Source organism: Mucilaginibacter sp. FW306-07-L, from assembly GCF_058782065.1.
Genome location: NZ_JBYSXI010000002.1, coordinates 265,372 through 282,467 on the forward strand (window position 1 = coordinate 265,372; position 17,096 = coordinate 282,467).

The window sequence follows — 17,096 nt, forward strand, 5'->3', positions numbered from 1 at the left end:
ATCGAGCGATAGCGAGATATCTGCCTGCGTTCTTTACCAAGCGACAGATTTCTCCTCGTTCCTCGTTCGAAATGACATTTTTCTACGTTATTGCGAGGTACGAAGCAATAACGTGTTTTTTGATTTGTTATCAGCCTGTCATATCGAGCGATAGCGAGATATCTGCCTGCGTTCTTTACCAAGCGACAGATTTCTCCTCGTTCCTCGTTCGAAATGACAACCTTTTGATTTTCAAAGTCCTCCCCCTCGGGAGATTATTCGCTATCGTTATTTTAGCGGTGCTCATGAGGGCTTCGCCGTTTAGGAGGGGTAAAAAAAATCCCCCGGCTTTTTTCAAACCGGGGGACAATTATTTATAAAAAAGCTACAGATTAAACTTTAGCTGATTTTACAGTTTTGATGATAACAGCAGCTACTTTATATGGATCGGCAGCCGAGTTAGGACGACGATCTTCCAGATAACCACTCCAGTTGTGATCAACAGCGTAAAGCGGGATGCGGATCGAAGCACCACGGTCAGACACGCCATAGCTAAAATCATGGATCGAAGCTGTTTCGTGTTTACCGGTTAAGCGCTGATCGTTATCGGCACCATAAACCGCGATACACTCGGCCACTGCCGGACGGAACGACTCGCAAACTGCCTCGAATTTCTCTTTGCTGTTAGCGGTACGTAATAATGTATTTGAGAAGTTAGCGTGCATACCTGAACCGTTCCAGTCAAGCTGGCCAAGCGGCTTGCAATGCCAGTTAATTGATACTCCGTATTTCTCGCCAATTCTTTCTAACAAATAACGGGCTACCCAGATCTGGTCACCGGCTTCTTTAGCGCCTTTAGCGAAGATCTGGAACTCCCATTGGCCTGCAGCAACTTCGGCGTTGATACCTTCAACGTTCAAACCTGCTTCTAAACAAGCGTCTAAGTGCTCTTCAACAATTTCGCGGCCAAAAGCGTTGTTAGCACCTACTGAACAATAGTACGGGCCTTGCGGACCTGGATAACCACCAGCCGGGAAACCAAGCGGTTTGTTGGTTGCAGGGTCCCACAGGAAGTACTCCTGCTCAAAACCGAACCAAAAATCGTTGTCATCATCCTGAATCAAAGCACGGCCGTTTGATTCGTGTGGCTGGCCTTTTGAATCAAGTACTTCGCACATTACCAGGTAACCGTCTTTACGTTGCGGATCAGGAATAACAAATACCGGCTTCAAGATACAGTCTGACGAGCCGCCTGGTGCCTGCTCGGTTGACGAACCATCAAAGCTCCAGTTCGGAAGATCCTCTAATTTACCGCTAAAATCTTTTTCAATTTTTGTTTTGCTGCGCAGGCTTTGTGTTGGTTTGTAGCCGTCAAGCCAGATGTACTCAAGTTTTGCCATTGTTTTATTTATTTCTTTTTAAAAATAGTTGGGGTTCAATAATAGTTTGGTGTAAATCGCAACTAATTATTGAGGCGAATTTAATTTATTTTTATAGAATACATAATAATATTACAAAAAATTTAACTTTTTTTTGAAAATAACGTATAAATCCAACTTAAATTAATAAATAGTTACAATTAAATACCAAAGTTAACCGTTACAATAAATTACCGTAACAAATTCCCCCTTCATATTAGTACAATTATATTTAAAGTAATTACATCAGCTAATATTTGCACAGATGTGGTTAAATGCTGTAAATATCATTTAAATATAAAAATTTATGTAAACGTGTAGTTACGTTTTATGATAAAGCGCATGTTGTTGTATTTTTTTATTAAAATTGCCTGATTTAAAAATAAAGCTGCCCTTAAAACAGCAACTCATTAATTATTGAGGTACCTTTTTTAAATCAAAACCGTTTTGGTTTTATTCAGTTAATATTTTTTGGGTGCCCGCTATATTAAAAAGGGCTTTTGCAGAGAGAATGAACAATACTAACCGTGTTGCAGGCAGCTATGCCGATGTTATTTTAATTGGCGCAGGTATTATGAGCGCTACCTTAGGTGTAATGCTTAAAGAGCTCCAGCCCGATCTTACCATTGAGCTGTTTGAAAGGCTTGATGTTACAGCCGCCGAAAGTTCTGACGCGATGAATAACGCCGGCACCGGCCACTCCGCTTTTTGCGAACTTAACTACACCCCTCAAAAGCCGGATGGCTCCATTGAAATTAAAAAGGCCATACAAATTGCCGAGCAGTTTGAGATCAGTAAGGAGTTTTGGGCGTATCTGGTTGAAACCGGTTACATCTCCTCACCAAAAGAATTTATCACCAAAGTACCCCACATGAGCTTTGTTTGGGGTGCAGATAATGTAGATTACCTTAAAAAAAGGCAGCAGGCGCTGGTAAAGCACCACTTTTTTAAGGATATGCTTTACTCGGATGATGCGCAGCAGTTAAAACAGTGGATCCCGCTGATTATGGATGGCCGCCAACCCGGCGAAAAGGTATCAGCCACTTATATGGGCATAGGTACTGATGTTAATTTTGGCGCGCTTACCCGTACCCTGCTTAATAAATTAAATGCGCAACCCGGCGTTAACCTGAGCGTTAACCACGAGGTTGAGGATATTAAACGCAATAAAAACAATAACAACTGGCAGGTAAAAGTTACCGACAAAAACACCGGCACTACCCGCACACTCGAAGCAAAGTTTGTATTTGTAGGCGCTGGTGGCGGCGCATTGCCCCTGCTGCAAAAATCGGGCATACCGGAGAGCAAGGGCTTTGGAGGTTTCCCGGTGAGCGGGCAATGGCTGGTTTGTACTAACCCGGCGGTTGTTGCCCAGCATAACGCCAAGGTTTACGGCAAAGCTTCGGTAGGTTCGCCGCCTATGTCGGTACCGCACCTGGATACCCGTATGGTAAACGGCAAACGTGAATTACTATTCGGGCCTTATGCCGGTTTTTCAACCCGCTTTTTAAAGAAAGGCTCACTGCTTGATCTGTTTAAATCTATCAAGCTACATAATATAAAACCGCTGCTTTCAGTAGGCCTGCACGAGATGGCGCTGACCAAATACCTAATCAGCCAGGTAATGCAATCACCGGCCGACAGGCTCAAAGCCTTGCAGGATTATTACCCGCAAGCGCAGCAAAACGACTGGAAGCTGGAAATGGCCGGCCAGCGCGTACAGATCGTTAAAAAGGATGATAAACTGGGCGGCAAACTGGAGTTCGGTACAGAAGTGGTTACCTCTGCCGATGGCAGCATTTCGGCACTGTTGGGCGCCTCACCGGGCGCGTCAACCTCGGTACCTATTATGATACAACTGATAGAGCGCTGCTTTAAAGACAAAGCCCAATCAGCCGCATGGCAGGCCAAGCTAAAACAAATGATACCATCCTACGGTAAATCCCTCTCAAACGACGAACAGTTAGCCGATGCCACCCGTGAGCGTACGGGGAATGTGTTAGGGATATTGTAAATAATTACAGCTTTAATTTTAGGGCGCTTGGTGTAAACTTAGCGCCTTTGTTTAATAACATAGGCAAGCCACTAACGTGCAACATTGATAGTTAATACCATTCCCGCTTTTTTTATATTTTTGCAGCGCCTACAAACAGGGGCTTAATAAATGGATATATCAGTAGTTGTACCTTTATATGATGAAGTTGAATCGTTACCTGAGCTTACCTCGTGGATAGCCCGCGTAATGGACGAGCATAAATTCAGCTATGAGGTGATACTGGTTGATGATGGCAGCAAGGATGGATCGTGGGATATGATCTGCCGCCTAAAGCTGAACAATCCGCATTTAAGGGGTGTTAAATTCAGGCGTAACTATGGTAAATCCGCCGCTTTAAATGTAGGTTTTGAAGCAGCACAAGGCAACGTGGTGATCACCATGGATGCTGATTTGCAAGATAGCCCCGATGAGATCCCCGAACTGTACCGCCGTATTGTTGAAGAAAAATACGATCTTATTTCGGGCTGGAAAGCCAAACGCTATGATCCGCCCAGCAAAACCATTCCTACCAAATTGTTTAATTCGGCTACCCGCAGCATGTCGGGCATACATAACCTGCACGATTTTAACTGCGGCCTCAAAGCCTACCGCAAAACCGTAGTTAAAAACATTGAGGTTTACGGCGAAATGCACCGCTACATACCCGTATTGGCTAAATGGGCGGGCTTTACCAAAATAGGCGAACAGGTGGTTGAGCACCGCGCCCGCAAATATGGCAAAACCAAATTCGGCCTCAGCAGGTTTGTTAATGGGTTTCTTGACCTGCTCTCGATATTTTTTGTAGGCAAGTTTGGCAAACGCCCAATGCACTTTTTTGGCACGATGGGTGTGCTGAGCTTTTTAACAGGTTTAACCATGGCTTTGTGGATCATATTTGAAAAGCTTTACCACATTGCCCGTAATGAGCATTATCGTGATACAACGGCTAATCCGCTTTTTTACATTGCGCTGGTAGCTATCATAGTAGGTTCGCAACTGTTTTTAACCGGCTTTGTGGCCGAACTGGTTGCCCGCAGCTCAACCGAACGCAACAATTACCAGGTTGAGGAAACGGTTTAGGTTTTGAATGGTGATTTGCAAATGTGCAGGTTAAAAATGCCCATATATGCGATTAATATTATCAAAAAAAAAAACAATCAACTTAGGTTACAAATAGTTTATCAAATACATCTGCACATTTGCCAATCCGCAGATTTGCACATTAAATAAGCATGCACTATACCATCATTATACCTTTATATAACCGCCCGCAGGAGATTAAAGAACTGCTGGAAACACTCACGCTACAAACGTATAAACAGTTTGATGTGATGGTTATTGAGGATGGCTCAAAGGATGATGCTGCCGGTATTGTAGCTGGTTTTGCAGATAAGCTCGACCTTAGCTATTACGTTAAACCCAACGAAGGTCAGGGCTTTACCCGCAACTTCGGTTTTGAGCGCGCCAAAGGCGATTACTTCATCATATTTGATTCGGACTGTCTGATCCCGGCCAATTACCTGGAAACGGTTAATAACTTCCTTAATACAAACTGGCTGGATATGTATGGCGGGCCCGACGCGGCGCACAGTTCCTTCACCCCTATTCAAAAGGCCATTAGTTATTCGATGACATCCCCTTTTACCACCGGGGGCATCCGTGGCAACAAAAAAAACATGGGCGGACAGTTTCACCCGCGCAGCTTTAACATGGGCTTATCGCGCAAGGTGTGGGAAAGGGTTGGCGGCTTCATCATCACCCGCCTGGGCGAGGATATTGAGTACAGCATCCGGGTGCACACCGCCGGCTTCAGTATCGGGTTGATACCTGATGCCATTGTTTACCATAAGCGGCGCACCAACTTTACGCAGTTTTACAAGCAGTTGCACTTTTTTGGCAGGGCGCGTATCAATATTTATAAGTTTTTTCCGCAGCAGTTAAAAATGGTTCACTTTTTTCCGGCATTTTTTACGCTTGGGCTGGGCTTTACGCTCATAGCCAATTTACTGCTGTTACCAATAGCGGCCCTGTGCAATGTTTTGTTAGCTGTTTATATATTGTTGATATTTTTTCATGCCTTAACCGTAAATAAATCCTTAAAAATTGCATTTTTGAGCATAATAACATCCTTCATCCAGTTAGTGGCTTATGGCTTCGGCTTTATGCAGGATTACTGGAAACGTGTTATCATGAAAAACGCTTAACATCTGTATATGTACCATCCGTTTTCTATTATAGAAACTTTAAAAACTTCATGGCACATTTTAAAGGGTAACTTTGTAACCATCATCGTTTATTCGGCTATTACCTTTTTATTGTTAGGTGTACTTTCCGTGGCTCTGGCCTTTACCTTTTCGCCGGATGATTTTACGTCGACCATGATATTCTCCTTTATTATGCTGTTTATTCAGGCCTATTCTACGCTGGGTTTGTATAAACTGATATTTACGGTGATAGATAGCGAATACTATGAGTTTGAGTTCTCGCAGATCATCCCGACCATAAAAATGGTGTTAAGTTATTTGGCAGTAGTGTTTTTGCTGGCCTTTATTATTACCAACTATAACATCGGCGTTAATATGCTCGAACCTTATGAGGACTTGCAAATCCTGGTGATGGTATTCAGTACCATAGTTGGGCTTTACCTAGCTTTCCGCATCATGTTTTTCAACACCTTTATTGTTGACGACCATTCGGGCCCCCTTGAATCATTAAAGCAAAGTTTTATGCTTACCAAGGGCTATCTGCTTAAAATTATAAGCATACTGGGTATAATTTTGTTGCTTATCGCGCTCCCTATTGCCCTGTCAAACTTTTACCCTATTATATCAATAGCAATATTGTTTACCTATCCCTTTGTAAATATTGTGCTGGCTGTTACCTATCGCAAACTGGTTTACAGCCACATGGATCTGGACGATAACGTTGCCGAAACCGACTAATTATGGGTTTAAAAGCCACTCTTAGTAAAATATTCGCAGCCTACGCTAACCGGCAGCTTAATAAACAACGCCGCAACGCCGTAGCCCTGCAACAAAAAATTTTTTTAAAGCTCATCGAACAAGCTAAGGATACCGAATTTGGCAAGGCGCATAATTTTGCCCGGATACGCACCTATGCCGATTTTAAGCAGCAGGTACCCGTACGCGATTATGAAGAACTGCGCCCTTATATTGAACGCATTGTAGCCGGCGAGGCTAATATAACCTGGCCGGGTAAGCCAATGTATCTTACCAAAACATCGGGCACTACATCAGGCGTAAAATACATTCCGCTGTCAAAGGAGAGCATGCCTGGGCATATTAAAGCCGCCCGTAACGCCCTGCTCAGCTATATTCACGAAACCGGCCGTGCCGAATTTGTGGATGGCAAAATGATATTTTTACAAGGCAGCCCGGAGCTGGCCGAAAAAAATGGTGTGCCGGTTGGCCGCCTGTCGGGCATTGTGGCGCACCATGTACCGGGCTACCTGCAAAAAAACCGCTTGCCAAGCTACCAGGTGAATTGTATTGACGATTGGGAGCAAAAGGTGGATGCCATTGTGGAAGAAACCGGCCAGGCTGATATGCGCCTGATATCGGGTATTCCACCCTGGTGCCAGATGTATTTCGACCGGCTCTCGGCCAAACATGGCGGTAAAAAGATCAAGGATATTTTTCCGAACTTTAAGCTATATGTATACGGCGGTGTTAACTACGAGCCCTACCGTGCCCGTATGGAAGAAAGCATAGGCTTCGCGATTGATACTATTGAAACCTACCCGGCCTCAGAGGGTTTCATCGCTTTCCAGGATTCGCAAAAAGAACGTGGGTTGCTGTTACAGGTTGACCTGGGCATGTTCTACGAGTTTATTCCTGCGGATGAATACTTTAACGATAACCAAACGCGCATCAGTTTAGCGGATGTGGAACTGGATAAAAACTACGCGCTGATATTGAACACCAATGCCGGCCTTTGGGGTTACAGTATTGGTGATACGGTTAAGTTTATCTCCAAAGATCCGTATAAAATTGTGGTGAGCGGGCGTATCAAACATTACATCTCCGCCTTTGGCGAGCATGTGATTGGCGAGGAAGTGGAGCACGCGCTGATGAGCGTTGCGAGGGAAGAAGGACTTGATGTAGTAGAATTTACCGTAGCACCGCAGGTTACGCCCAAAGCAGGGCAACTCCCTTACCATGAGTGGTTTGTGGAGTTCGGCAAGGAGCCCGCTGACCTGAAAGCGTTTGCCTTAAAAGTAGACAAGGCTCTGCAAAAGAAAAATATTTACTATTTTGACCTCATTGAGGGTAACATTTTGCAGCCATTGATAGTCAATAGTGTAAAAAAGGATACTTTTATAAATTATATGCGGTCGCAGGGTAAACTGGGTGGCCAAAATAAAGTGCCGCGCCTAGCAAACGACAGGAAGATAGCGGACGAATTGAAACAGTATATTAATTAATAACGCCATTGAAGTGCATATCTTCAACGGCGACAGATGATGCTTGATAATATATCTCCAATAAAAAATATAGCCATTTTAGGCTCAACAGGCAGCATTGGCACGCAGGCGCTTGAGGTGGTTGATGAAAACCCTGACCTGTTTCAGGTTGTGCTGCTTACTGCCAATAACAATGCCGACCTGCTGATACAGCAGGCGCTTGAGTTTTACCCGATGCATGTTGCCATTTGCGACGAAAGCAAATACGCCCAGGTAAAGGAAGCACTGGCAAAAACCGAGATACAAGTACACGCCGGGCACAAGGCCATTGTTGAACTGGTTACCCTGCCCGATGTTCACATGGTGCTTACCGCCATGGTGGGCTTTGCAGGGCTTGAGCCAACTATTGCCGCCATAAAGGCAGGCAAGGATATAGCGTTAGCGAATAAAGAAACTTTGGTGGTTGCCGGTGAACTGATCACCGAATTAGCCAGGGAGCACCATGTAAAAATACTGCCGGTAGATTCTGAGCATTCGGCCATATTTCAATGCCTGGTTGGCGAGGAGCAAAACCCGGTCGAAAAAATTATCCTGACCGCGTCTGGCGGGCCATTCCGTGGCAGGGATGCCTCTTATCTGGCTAATGTTACCCGTGAGGATGCCCTAAAACATCCCAACTGGGTAATGGGTGCCAAGATCACCATTGATTCGGCATCGCTGATGAATAAAGGCCTGGAAGTGGTTGAGGCCAAATGGCTTTTTGATCTGCAACCCTCGCAAATTGAGGTGATCGTGCATCCGCAATCTATTATTCACTCTATGGTTCAGTTTCAGGATGGATCGTTAAAGGCGCAAATGGGCCTGCCTGATATGAAACTGCCCATACAGTACGCATTAGGTTACCCGGAACGGATACCTAATAATTTCAAGCGTTTCAGCTTTACCGACTACCCATCGCTTACCTTTGAACAACCTGACATAAAGACATTCCGTAATCTTGGTTTGGTATTTGATGCGTTGGAGGCAGGCGGTAACATGCCCTGTATAGTTAACGCGGCCAATGAGGTAGCCGTAGCGGCATTTTTAAACAGGCAAACCAGCTTTTTAGCCATGAGCGATGTTATTGAGGCCTGTATGCAAAAAGTAGATTTTACCGAAACGCCTACGCTGCACAACTACCTCGAAACTGACAGGCAAACACGCTTGTTAGCACAAAATTTAATACAAACTTTGCCGTTAAAGGCTTATACAATTTGATACAAATTAATAAATGAACGTAATAGTAATGATAGGCCAGTTACTGCTTGGCCTTTCAATCCTGGTAATTTTACACGAGTTTGGGCACTTTATAGCCGCCCGTGCATTCGGTATCAAGGTTGAAAAATTTTACCTGTTTTTTGATGCATGGAATTTCAGCCTGTTTAAATTTAAATATAAAGGTGTTGAATACGGCATAGGCTGGCTGCCTTTGGGCGGCTATGTTAAAATTGCTGGTATGATAGATGAATCAATGGATACCGAGCAGATGGCAGGCGAACCGCAGCCCTGGGAGTTCCGTTCAAAACCGGCATGGCAGCGATTGATCGTTATGCTGGGCGGTATCATCGTCAATATTATTGTGGGTATCTTCATTTTTTGGATGCTTACCGTTAAATACGGCGAAACCTATATACCTAACAGCGAAATTAAATACGGCATTGTACCGGGCACCATCGGCGAAAAGATTGGCCTGCGGGCAGGCGATAAGATCTACGCCATAAATGGTAAACCGGTTGACCGTTTTGATGATGTGATCAGCTCAAAAGTATTGATAGATAACGCTACTCTGAATGTTTTGCGGGGCGATAAAAAGCTGAACGTTACCATCCCAAGCAACATCCTGAATGATGTATCTGACCTGGGTATTGAACAATTCATCAGCCGTTACCCGCGTACTAAAATATGGGTTGACAGCCTTGCACCCAACAGCGGCGCTAAAAAAGCAGGCCTTATGCATGGCGATGTGATAACCGCTATAAACGGTAAGCCCGTAACCTATCTGGATGAATTACAAAAGGAGCTTAAACAACATAAAAACAGGCAGGTTGCCTTAACGGTTAACCGCGGCAGCCAGGCAGTAACTTTAAATTCACAGGTAACTAAAGAGGGTACCATCGGTTTCCAAAACAAGTTTGATATCCCGGAAAAGACCATTGATTATGGCTTTTTCGCTTCGCTGCCTATAGGTGCGGAGCGGGCTATTACTTCCTTTAAGGATAATGCCAAGGGCTTAGGCAAGCTGTTCACCGGTGATGTTAACCCACGTAAGGCGGTATCAAGCCCGATAGGCATCGCTACGTTGTATGGCGGCGTTTGGGACTGGGCCCGTTTTTGGAGCCTTACCGGCCTCCTGTCAATGGTACTGGCATTGATGAACCTGTTGCCTATCCCGGCGCTGGATGGTGGCCATGCGCTGTTCCTGATCATCGAGATGATTAAAGGCAAGCCATTGAGCGATAAATTCCTGGAGCGCGCGCAACTGGTAGGTTTTGTGATGCTGATCTCGCTGATGCTGTTCGCCTTCGGTAATGATATATTTAAACATATACTGCCTAAGTAACAGGCTGTATAACCTATTATAAAAAGCGCTGATAGAGTAATACTATCAGCGCTTTTTGTTTAGTCCATACCGCCATGGCAAGTACAAATTAATCCCATAGCGGATTGTATTATGGATATCCTAAAGAGATTGCTTCGTACCTCGCAATGACGTGTTTTTTAGTGCCCTCTTCTTTAGGGGGAGGGTGGATCAGCTTAATCAAGTGAGAGATTTCTCCTCGTACCTCGTTCGAAATGACAGGATTTTATTTTTCTGTCATTGCGAGCGATAGTGAGAAATCTATTGCAGGGTAATCAAACCCTTACTGTTATCGTCATTGCGAGGTACGAAGCAATTCCCGAGCGAAAGGTTTTATAGTTATATCCTCAAGAGAGTACTTCGTAATGACGTGGTTTTAGCTCCCGCTCTTTAGGTGAGAGCCGGGGGCGAAGTTAATTCCATAAAAAAAGCGCCCGATTGAGCGCTTTATATTTATTGTTTTTTTGAAGTTATACTGTTGGATCAGTTTTATCAGTTACAATCGCCGCGTCATCAAAATCATAAGGAGAACGTTCTTTTTTGAGAATGGCCGCACCTACAACACTTATAATAGCACCAATTACCGCGGTACCTATAGCAGCGAAGAAAGCGCCTATTATTTGTCCGTACTTCCGGGTAATGTTCATGGCTGTTTCTATCTGGTCATCAGTCATACCCTTTGCAACCATATCACTCTCAGCTTTATCAAGTGACCTTGCAAATACTTCAGGTGCTAAAATTTTAGTGTAAAGAAATACAAACACAGCACCTAATAAACCAGCAAATACAGCAAAACGGAAACCCACGCTAAACGCTTTTCCGAATGTGATAAAACCACCTTGTACATCGCGATACTCTTTTTGCGTTAAAAAGATAAAAACGATTAACAATACCATGTTTAAATAACGCAGTGGTGAATCCTGTTCCAATCCCATCATATCAAAACCGTATGTAAGGATAATCGAAAACACGATGTAAATAAGTGCCCACTTGGTGGCTACCGCAGTAGGTGATTTTACTTGATCTGCCATAATTGAATTTATTTTTAGGTTTATTTAAAGTTAATCAATATTTCATAAACAGGCACATCAAACTCCGCATCCACAGCGTTTTTGGCCACGGCCGCTTTCACGCTGTCTGCCGGTTCAGTATCCTGAAAGTAAGCCATCATCGGGTAAAACAGCTCTTTCAGCTCTGAATCAGCCGGAAGGTTGGTTGCCACCTTATTTATTTCCTCCAAAGGCGCTTCAATCAGTATCTGGTTGGCGATTATCGGCTCATAAATACGGTGCTCATCCTGAAACTCGTCCTCATCAACCAGTAAAAATTCCTTCAGGTAATCTTCCAGTCCCGGTTCTATTTCTTCGTCGGCACACTCGTTCAGGTACAATAGTACGTTTAGCAATTCGGTACCACGGTCAAGGGTTTCGTCCTCTATCTTGGCCCATTCCGGGCTATCAAGGTAATCCTCATCCAGTTTCTTAACATCCGCGCTAAAAAAGTTGATCAGCAGCAGGTCAAAGAAAACCTCACGCAACGGGTCAAACTGCGGGTTGTCGTCAAATACGCCATCTAACAGGTCAACCTTAGCTAAAAAATCCTTGTCAGATGAAAATACCGACTCAAAATCGCCCGAAAGCGTAGTGGCATCAAAGCCACCATATTGCTTAAATGCATTTAAAGCCGCTGTAATGGCCGACTGTATTTTAGGATCTATCATAATTGCTTATTTTGATTTATAAACTTGCTTATTGTTACAGGTTAATAACACCTTACCTTTTAATGTTTGCCCGATAAACGGCGAATTGGCCGATTTAGAATAGTTGTTGTCACGCTTGTACGCCCACTCTCCTTCGGTATCAAACAACACCAGGTTGGCGGCCTCACCTTCGGCAAACGCCGGTAAGGCTACCGATAATATTTTACGCGGATTAATGGCCAGCTTTTCAACGATCACCTCGGCAGATAAACCTGCCTGCACCGCTAACGAAAACGCTGTTTGTAAACCGATGATACCGAATTCGGCTATCTCAAACTCCACATCCTTAAACTCAATTTCATGCGGGGTATGCTGCGATACTATGGCATCAATGGTACCGTCGGCCAGGCCTTCCAGCAGGGCATCAATATCTTTTTGGGTGCGCAGCGGTGGTTTTACCTTGTACAGGCTATCAAAGCCTAACAGTACCTCATCGGTAAGTACCAGGTGATGCGCGGCAACATCGCAGGTTACGTTAAGCCCTTTTGCTTTGGCTTCGCGGATCAATTTTACCGAGCTGCCGGCAGATATGGTGCTGAAGTGTATGCTCGAATCGGTATACTCGGCCAGGTAAATATCACGGGCGATCATCAGCTCTTCGGCAAGCGGTGGTATGCCTTTCATGCCCAGCAATGTGCTGATATGACCTTCGTTTACTTTAGCCTTGCCCGCTATGGCGGCATCCTCGGGGTAAGAGAATACTTTGGCGCCAAAACCATGGGCATAGAGCATAGCGCGCTCCATCAGGCCGGCATCCTGCACGGGGCGGGTGGCATCAGTAAAGGCCTTTGCGCCGCTCCGGTACATATCATACATCTCGGCAAGGTCCTTACCTTCCCTTTTGTGCGATATGGTACCCAAAGGATACAGATCAACCAGGTTACCTTTAGCACGATTGATCAGGTATTCAACCTCTGTTTTGGAATGTACAGGGGGCTGTGTGGCCGGCATCAGTGCCAATGCGGTAAAACCACCGGCGGCGGCAGCGGCCGTTCCGGTAGTGATATCCTCCTTAGTTTCAAGACCAAGCTCACCTATGTTACAGTTAAGATCAAAAAAACCGGGGGCGATAACGGCACCATTGGCATCAATAACTTCGGCCGAATCATGAGTAATGGTATCGGCTATTTGTTTGATAATGCCATCGGCGATTAAAATATCGACGGTTTTTTTATGAAAAGCGGATTCGGGATGTAAAACGAGGGCAGATTTGATAAGCAAATTCATCAGTGTTGCTTTATTGTAGTTTGGGTTGATTACACCTGGCTCGCGGCAACTTTGCTACCGGTTTTATAAAACCTGATAAGCACAATTTCGGCCGCCAGAAATATCAACGCCAAAATTATACAAAGTTTCCATAATTGCGTACCATAATTTACCTCATTAATTGCCGTGGCTAATGGCTTATTTATGCCGATTACCTTACCATCACCAACTGGCAGCATTTTTTGCAGTTCGGCAGATGTAAAATAACTAAGGTCCGACTCGCGCCTGTTATCATTAAACGCCAGCACAGCGGCAGTGCTATCGCCCTTTTTTAGATTGTATAATCCGGGCTGCTGCAACTGGTCGGCCACGTAAAGACGGGTAACGCCATCCTGCTGCCTGATGTCGGGAATTATATCATAACCATCCCGACTTAATTTGAGCACCTCTTTTTCTGACGGACGAAGCGGTACCGTTTCAACTGATTCGCCGCTACCCAGTATGTTGAACAAAGGCAAATTATGCCCGCTCAGCAACGCTATACGGTATAGCACCGGCACAAACAAGCCGTGGCGCTGCAGGTTGCTAAAGTCATCATTTAATGGCACGGCGGCTACATATACCATACCGCCACCATTGCGGTAACCCGCCCAAAAGGCATCCCCGCCGGGTAATGTCATAATACTCTCGCCCTGCCCCGCCGCTGTTAACTCAAACCGTTTTTTTACAGATGGTAGATCAGGGTTTTGCGGCATGGCATCAAATACCTCTTTAAACAAGGGGTTTTGCAGGTTTAGCCGGGATATTTTGGTGTCAGCCGTTATTAATCGTTGCGGCCAGGCGGCAGCTAATGGTTGCAATAACGCCTTATAACTCTCCACATCAGCATCACCCGGCGGGAAAACAGCCAGCGTATTGCCTTTTTTCACATATTCGCCCAGTTCCCTTGCCAGGCCTGCCGAGATGATTTTTACATCGGTAAGTATTACCAGCCCATATTTATTAAGCCCGGCATAATCAACATTACCCTCGGGCACACGGTCAGCCTTAAAAAATTTATCGGCCCCGAATACGGCTTTAATAAATGGATTTTCGGTACCGTTATCAATAACCAGCACCGGCATCCGCGGGCTTACATTAAAGGCCAGGTAAAAACTGTTATCAAAAGTTATGGGGTTATCCTGCAATTGCAGTTCGCCATGCTGCCAGCCTGCTTTAAGGCCCGAAAAGGTAAGCGTATCGGTAAGCGTAGCGCGTGGGGCAATGGTAAAACTGGCCAGCGCTTTTTGCTGTTTGTTGATGAATAACTTTAAAGGGATGCCAGCGGCTTCCTGATCGGCATAATTATGGAGTTTCACCACCAGCTTTTCTTCGTCGCCCGGTTTGTGTACGGCACTCAGCAACCACACCGAATCAACCGCTACGTTGGGCAGCTTATTGGCTTTTAACGGTACCAGGTTTATGCTGATGTTTTTATCAGCCGCTATCTTTTTATTATCTGTTGAATTACGCTGAAAATCAGACACGATATAAACATCGCCGGTACCGGGCGCATTGCTTTTTAACAATTGCTGCTGGCGCGATAGCACCTGGTTGATACTGCGGTTTTGCCCGGTGGTTTTTACCTCATCAACCGCATCCATAAACTCATCGCGACTAAGCAGGCGCTGGTGATTGCCTTCAAAATCTTGGGTAAGTAGCTGGAAACGGTCGTTTATGCCATATTGAGCAGCTATTTCCTTCGCCTTTTGCTTTGCCTGATCGAGCAGGTTCCCCTCGCTGTTAAGGGTTTGCATGGAGTATGAATTATCGATGAAGATGCTCACATTACGCTGCTGCCCGGCAACCGTCTCATCCTGCTTGCTGATGTAAGGTTTCGCGAATGCCAGCACCAAGAATGACAAGGCCAACAGCCTGGCGGCTAATATCAACCGCTCTTTAAGGTTACGGCGTGATGCCTGCTGCTCCTGCAATTGCTTTAAAAACTGCACATTGCTAAACTGCACCTTTTGGTAGCGCCTAAAATTGTACAGGTGCACAGTTACCGGTATGGCAAGCGAGGCTAAGGCAAACAAAAACGCGGGATATAAAAAGTGCATACGTTATTTACAAATGTGCAAAATGCGACCAAGCAAAACAATTGTTCAGCCAGCCTTATTTATTATTAATAAACGTATTTTGTATGGATTGGCATATAGGCTGTTCGGGTTTTCATTACAAAGGCTGGCGCGGCAAATTCTATCCCGAAAAGCTGGCCATGCGCAAATGGTTTGAGTTTTATTGTCAGCATTTCTCTACCCTTGAGCTTAATGTTACTTTTTACCGTTTCCCGGAGTTAAAAACGTTAAAGAAATGGTATGATGATAGTCCGCCGGAGTTTCGTTTTTCTGTAAAGGCGCCGCGAGCCATTACTCATTTTAAGCAGTTCCATAATTCGGCTGATATGCTGAGCAGTTTTTACGATACCATTAATGATGGCTTGCAGGACAAGCTCGGCCCTGTGCTTTTCCAGATGCCGCCGCGATTTACCTATAATGATGACAAGCTGGAACGCATCATTAACAACCTTAACCCTGCCTTTAACAACGTATTTGAACCCCGGCACCAAAGCTGGTGGCGGGACGATATTATCAGTGCATTAGGTAAACATAACATTAGTTTTTGTGGTATGAGCCACCCCGATCTGCCTGACACTGTTGTACAAAATACCCCGCTGGTTTACTACCGGTTTCATGGTGTGCCGCTGCTCTACAAATCACCTTACTCAACCGCTGATTTGCAAAGGGTAGTAACCGCAATCAACGAAAATAAAAAAACCAGCCAAGGCTGGTTCTACTTTAATAATGATATCGATGTTGAAGCCGTTTACAATGCCAAAGAAATGATCAGGCTTACCGGCGATTAACCACGGTGCCGGCGGCGTTTTCTCCGATGTGATGAGGAACGTTTCTTTTTAGAGGACCTGCTCACTGATGATGACCTTTTTTCTTGCTGCACGGGCTGGCTTACCGCCGCTACCGGTTGTGTTTTATCGGTCGAATCCTTGCTTAGCTGTTCAACGGTAAAGCTATTGCCGCGCAAACCGTACTCAAATACCCGCTTAGCTCCTGTTGGCTTCGCGCCTGTGCTGTCACTCTCGTAAATAGGGAACTCGCGGATGAACTTACCCTCTTTAATATAAAAATTATCCTTACCCTGATAACCTCTTCGCTGCTTTTTGGTCAGCTTCGGGAAGTCGAGCTTGCGGGCATCGTTGCCGTTAAATTCATACGGGTAAATGCTTACATAATTGGTGGTATCCTTAGCGTTGGCTTGCACCAGTAATTCGGGGTTGCCATCCGAATCCATATCGGCATTATAAACATCCACTATAGCTCCTTCCAGGTCGCCGGTTGTGGTAGTATACTTCATGCCCGATGAATCAGAATGCAGGATAAGTAATGACCCTACATCCTTTGACCCTCTGCCCCAACTGTACACATCAAAATCATTACCCGGCGCTACCTCTATATGTTTATAATACCTGAAAGGTGCCGTCAATGCAGGTTTTTGCTGCTTTTTGGCCGTTGTTGCCGCCTTTTTATCGTTGCCGCCACAGCCCCAAAGCAATGCGAGGCAGGGCAGCATGGCCACATAAGTTTTTATGCCCATGGCTTATC

Annotated in this window: 14 protein-coding genes; 8 read left to right on the plus strand and 6 right to left on the minus strand. The window is 45.1% G+C overall.

Features of this window, described 5'->3' with window-relative positions; all coding sequences use genetic code 11:
* Window positions 1-371: 371 nt before the first annotated feature.
* Window positions 372-1,379 carry a glutamine synthetase beta-grasp domain-containing protein gene (locus AC3WJC_RS11295; protein ID WP_492399212.1) on the minus strand — a complete coding sequence of 336 codons (1,008 nt, stop codon included), beginning with the start codon at window positions 1,377-1,379 and terminating at the stop codon, window positions 372-374.
* 529 nt (window positions 1,380-1,908) lie between these two features.
* Between AC3WJC_RS11295 and AC3WJC_RS11300 the strand changes: the two genes are divergently transcribed.
* The 7 genes from AC3WJC_RS11300 to rseP all read left to right on the plus strand — a co-directional run bounded on the left by AC3WJC_RS11300 (window position 1,909) and on the right by rseP (window position 10,454).
* Window positions 1,909-3,411: a malate:quinone oxidoreductase gene (locus tag AC3WJC_RS11300; RefSeq protein ID WP_492399213.1), complete on the plus strand. Its 1,503-nt coding sequence runs from the start codon at window positions 1,909-1,911 to the stop codon at window positions 3,409-3,411.
* 150 nt (window positions 3,412-3,561) lie between these two features.
* Window positions 3,562-4,512 carry a glycosyltransferase family 2 protein gene (locus AC3WJC_RS11305; protein ID WP_492399214.1) on the plus strand — a complete coding sequence of 317 codons (951 nt, stop codon included), beginning with the start codon at window positions 3,562-3,564 and terminating at the stop codon, window positions 4,510-4,512.
* Window positions 4,513-4,664: 152 nt separating this feature from the next.
* The gene (locus tag AC3WJC_RS11310; RefSeq protein WP_492399215.1) at window positions 4,665-5,636 is read left to right on the plus strand and encodes a glycosyltransferase family 2 protein; all 972 of its coding nucleotides are present in this window, start codon (window positions 4,665-4,667) and stop codon (window positions 5,634-5,636) included.
* 9 nt (window positions 5,637-5,645) lie between these two features.
* The gene (locus AC3WJC_RS11315) at window positions 5,646-6,374 is read left to right on the plus strand and encodes a hypothetical protein (RefSeq protein WP_492399216.1); all 729 of its coding nucleotides are present in this window, start codon (window positions 5,646-5,648) and stop codon (window positions 6,372-6,374) included.
* Window positions 6,375-6,376: 2 nt separating this feature from the next.
* Entirely contained in the window at window positions 6,377-7,876 is a 1,500-nt protein-coding gene (locus AC3WJC_RS11320; protein WP_492399217.1) for a GH3 auxin-responsive promoter family protein, read from the plus strand.
* Window positions 7,877-7,912: 36 nt separating this feature from the next.
* On the plus strand, window positions 7,913-9,112 hold the full coding sequence (locus AC3WJC_RS11325) for a 1-deoxy-D-xylulose-5-phosphate reductoisomerase (protein ID WP_492399218.1): 1,200 nt from the start codon (window positions 7,913-7,915) through the stop codon (window positions 9,110-9,112).
* Window positions 9,113-9,125: 13 nt separating this feature from the next.
* Window positions 9,126-10,454, plus strand: a complete 1,329-nt coding sequence (gene rseP, locus AC3WJC_RS11330; RefSeq protein WP_492399219.1) for an RIP metalloprotease RseP — start codon at window positions 9,126-9,128, stop codon at window positions 10,452-10,454.
* 488 nt (window positions 10,455-10,942) lie between these two features.
* Here rseP and AC3WJC_RS11335 read toward each other — a convergent pair whose 3' ends face one another.
* The 4 genes from AC3WJC_RS11335 to AC3WJC_RS11350 are packed head-to-tail and all read right to left on the minus strand — an operon-like array spanning window position 10,943 to window position 15,536.
* Complete coding sequence (locus tag AC3WJC_RS11335) at window positions 10,943-11,503, minus strand: DUF4199 domain-containing protein (protein WP_492399220.1); 561 nt, start codon at window positions 11,501-11,503, stop codon at window positions 10,943-10,945.
* A 20-nt stretch (window positions 11,504-11,523) separates the two neighbouring features.
* A complete protein-coding gene (locus AC3WJC_RS11340; RefSeq protein WP_492399221.1) occupies window positions 11,524-12,192 on the minus strand; it encodes a hypothetical protein in 669 nt (222 codons plus the stop codon).
* A gap of 6 nt (window positions 12,193-12,198) precedes the next feature.
* Window positions 12,199-13,458, minus strand: a complete 1,260-nt coding sequence (locus tag AC3WJC_RS11345) for a dihydroorotase (protein WP_492399222.1) — start codon at window positions 13,456-13,458, stop codon at window positions 12,199-12,201.
* Between the two features lie 29 nt (window positions 13,459-13,487).
* Window positions 13,488-15,536, minus strand: coding sequence for a vWA domain-containing protein (locus AC3WJC_RS11350; RefSeq protein WP_492399223.1), 2,049 nt, complete (start codon window positions 15,534-15,536; stop codon window positions 13,488-13,490).
* 83 nt (window positions 15,537-15,619) lie between these two features.
* On the opposite strand from AC3WJC_RS11350, the gene AC3WJC_RS11355 reads away from it, so the two are divergent.
* Window positions 15,620-16,342, plus strand: coding sequence for a DUF72 domain-containing protein (locus AC3WJC_RS11355; RefSeq protein ID WP_492399224.1), 723 nt, complete (start codon window positions 15,620-15,622; stop codon window positions 16,340-16,342).
* Here the strand turns inward: AC3WJC_RS11355 and AC3WJC_RS11360 are convergent.
* Window positions 16,339-17,088, minus strand: a complete 750-nt coding sequence (locus tag AC3WJC_RS11360; protein WP_492399225.1) for a hypothetical protein — start codon at window positions 17,086-17,088, stop codon at window positions 16,339-16,341. The genes AC3WJC_RS11355 and AC3WJC_RS11360 overlap by 4 nt on opposite strands.
* Between the last annotated feature and the right edge of the window lie 8 nt (window positions 17,089-17,096).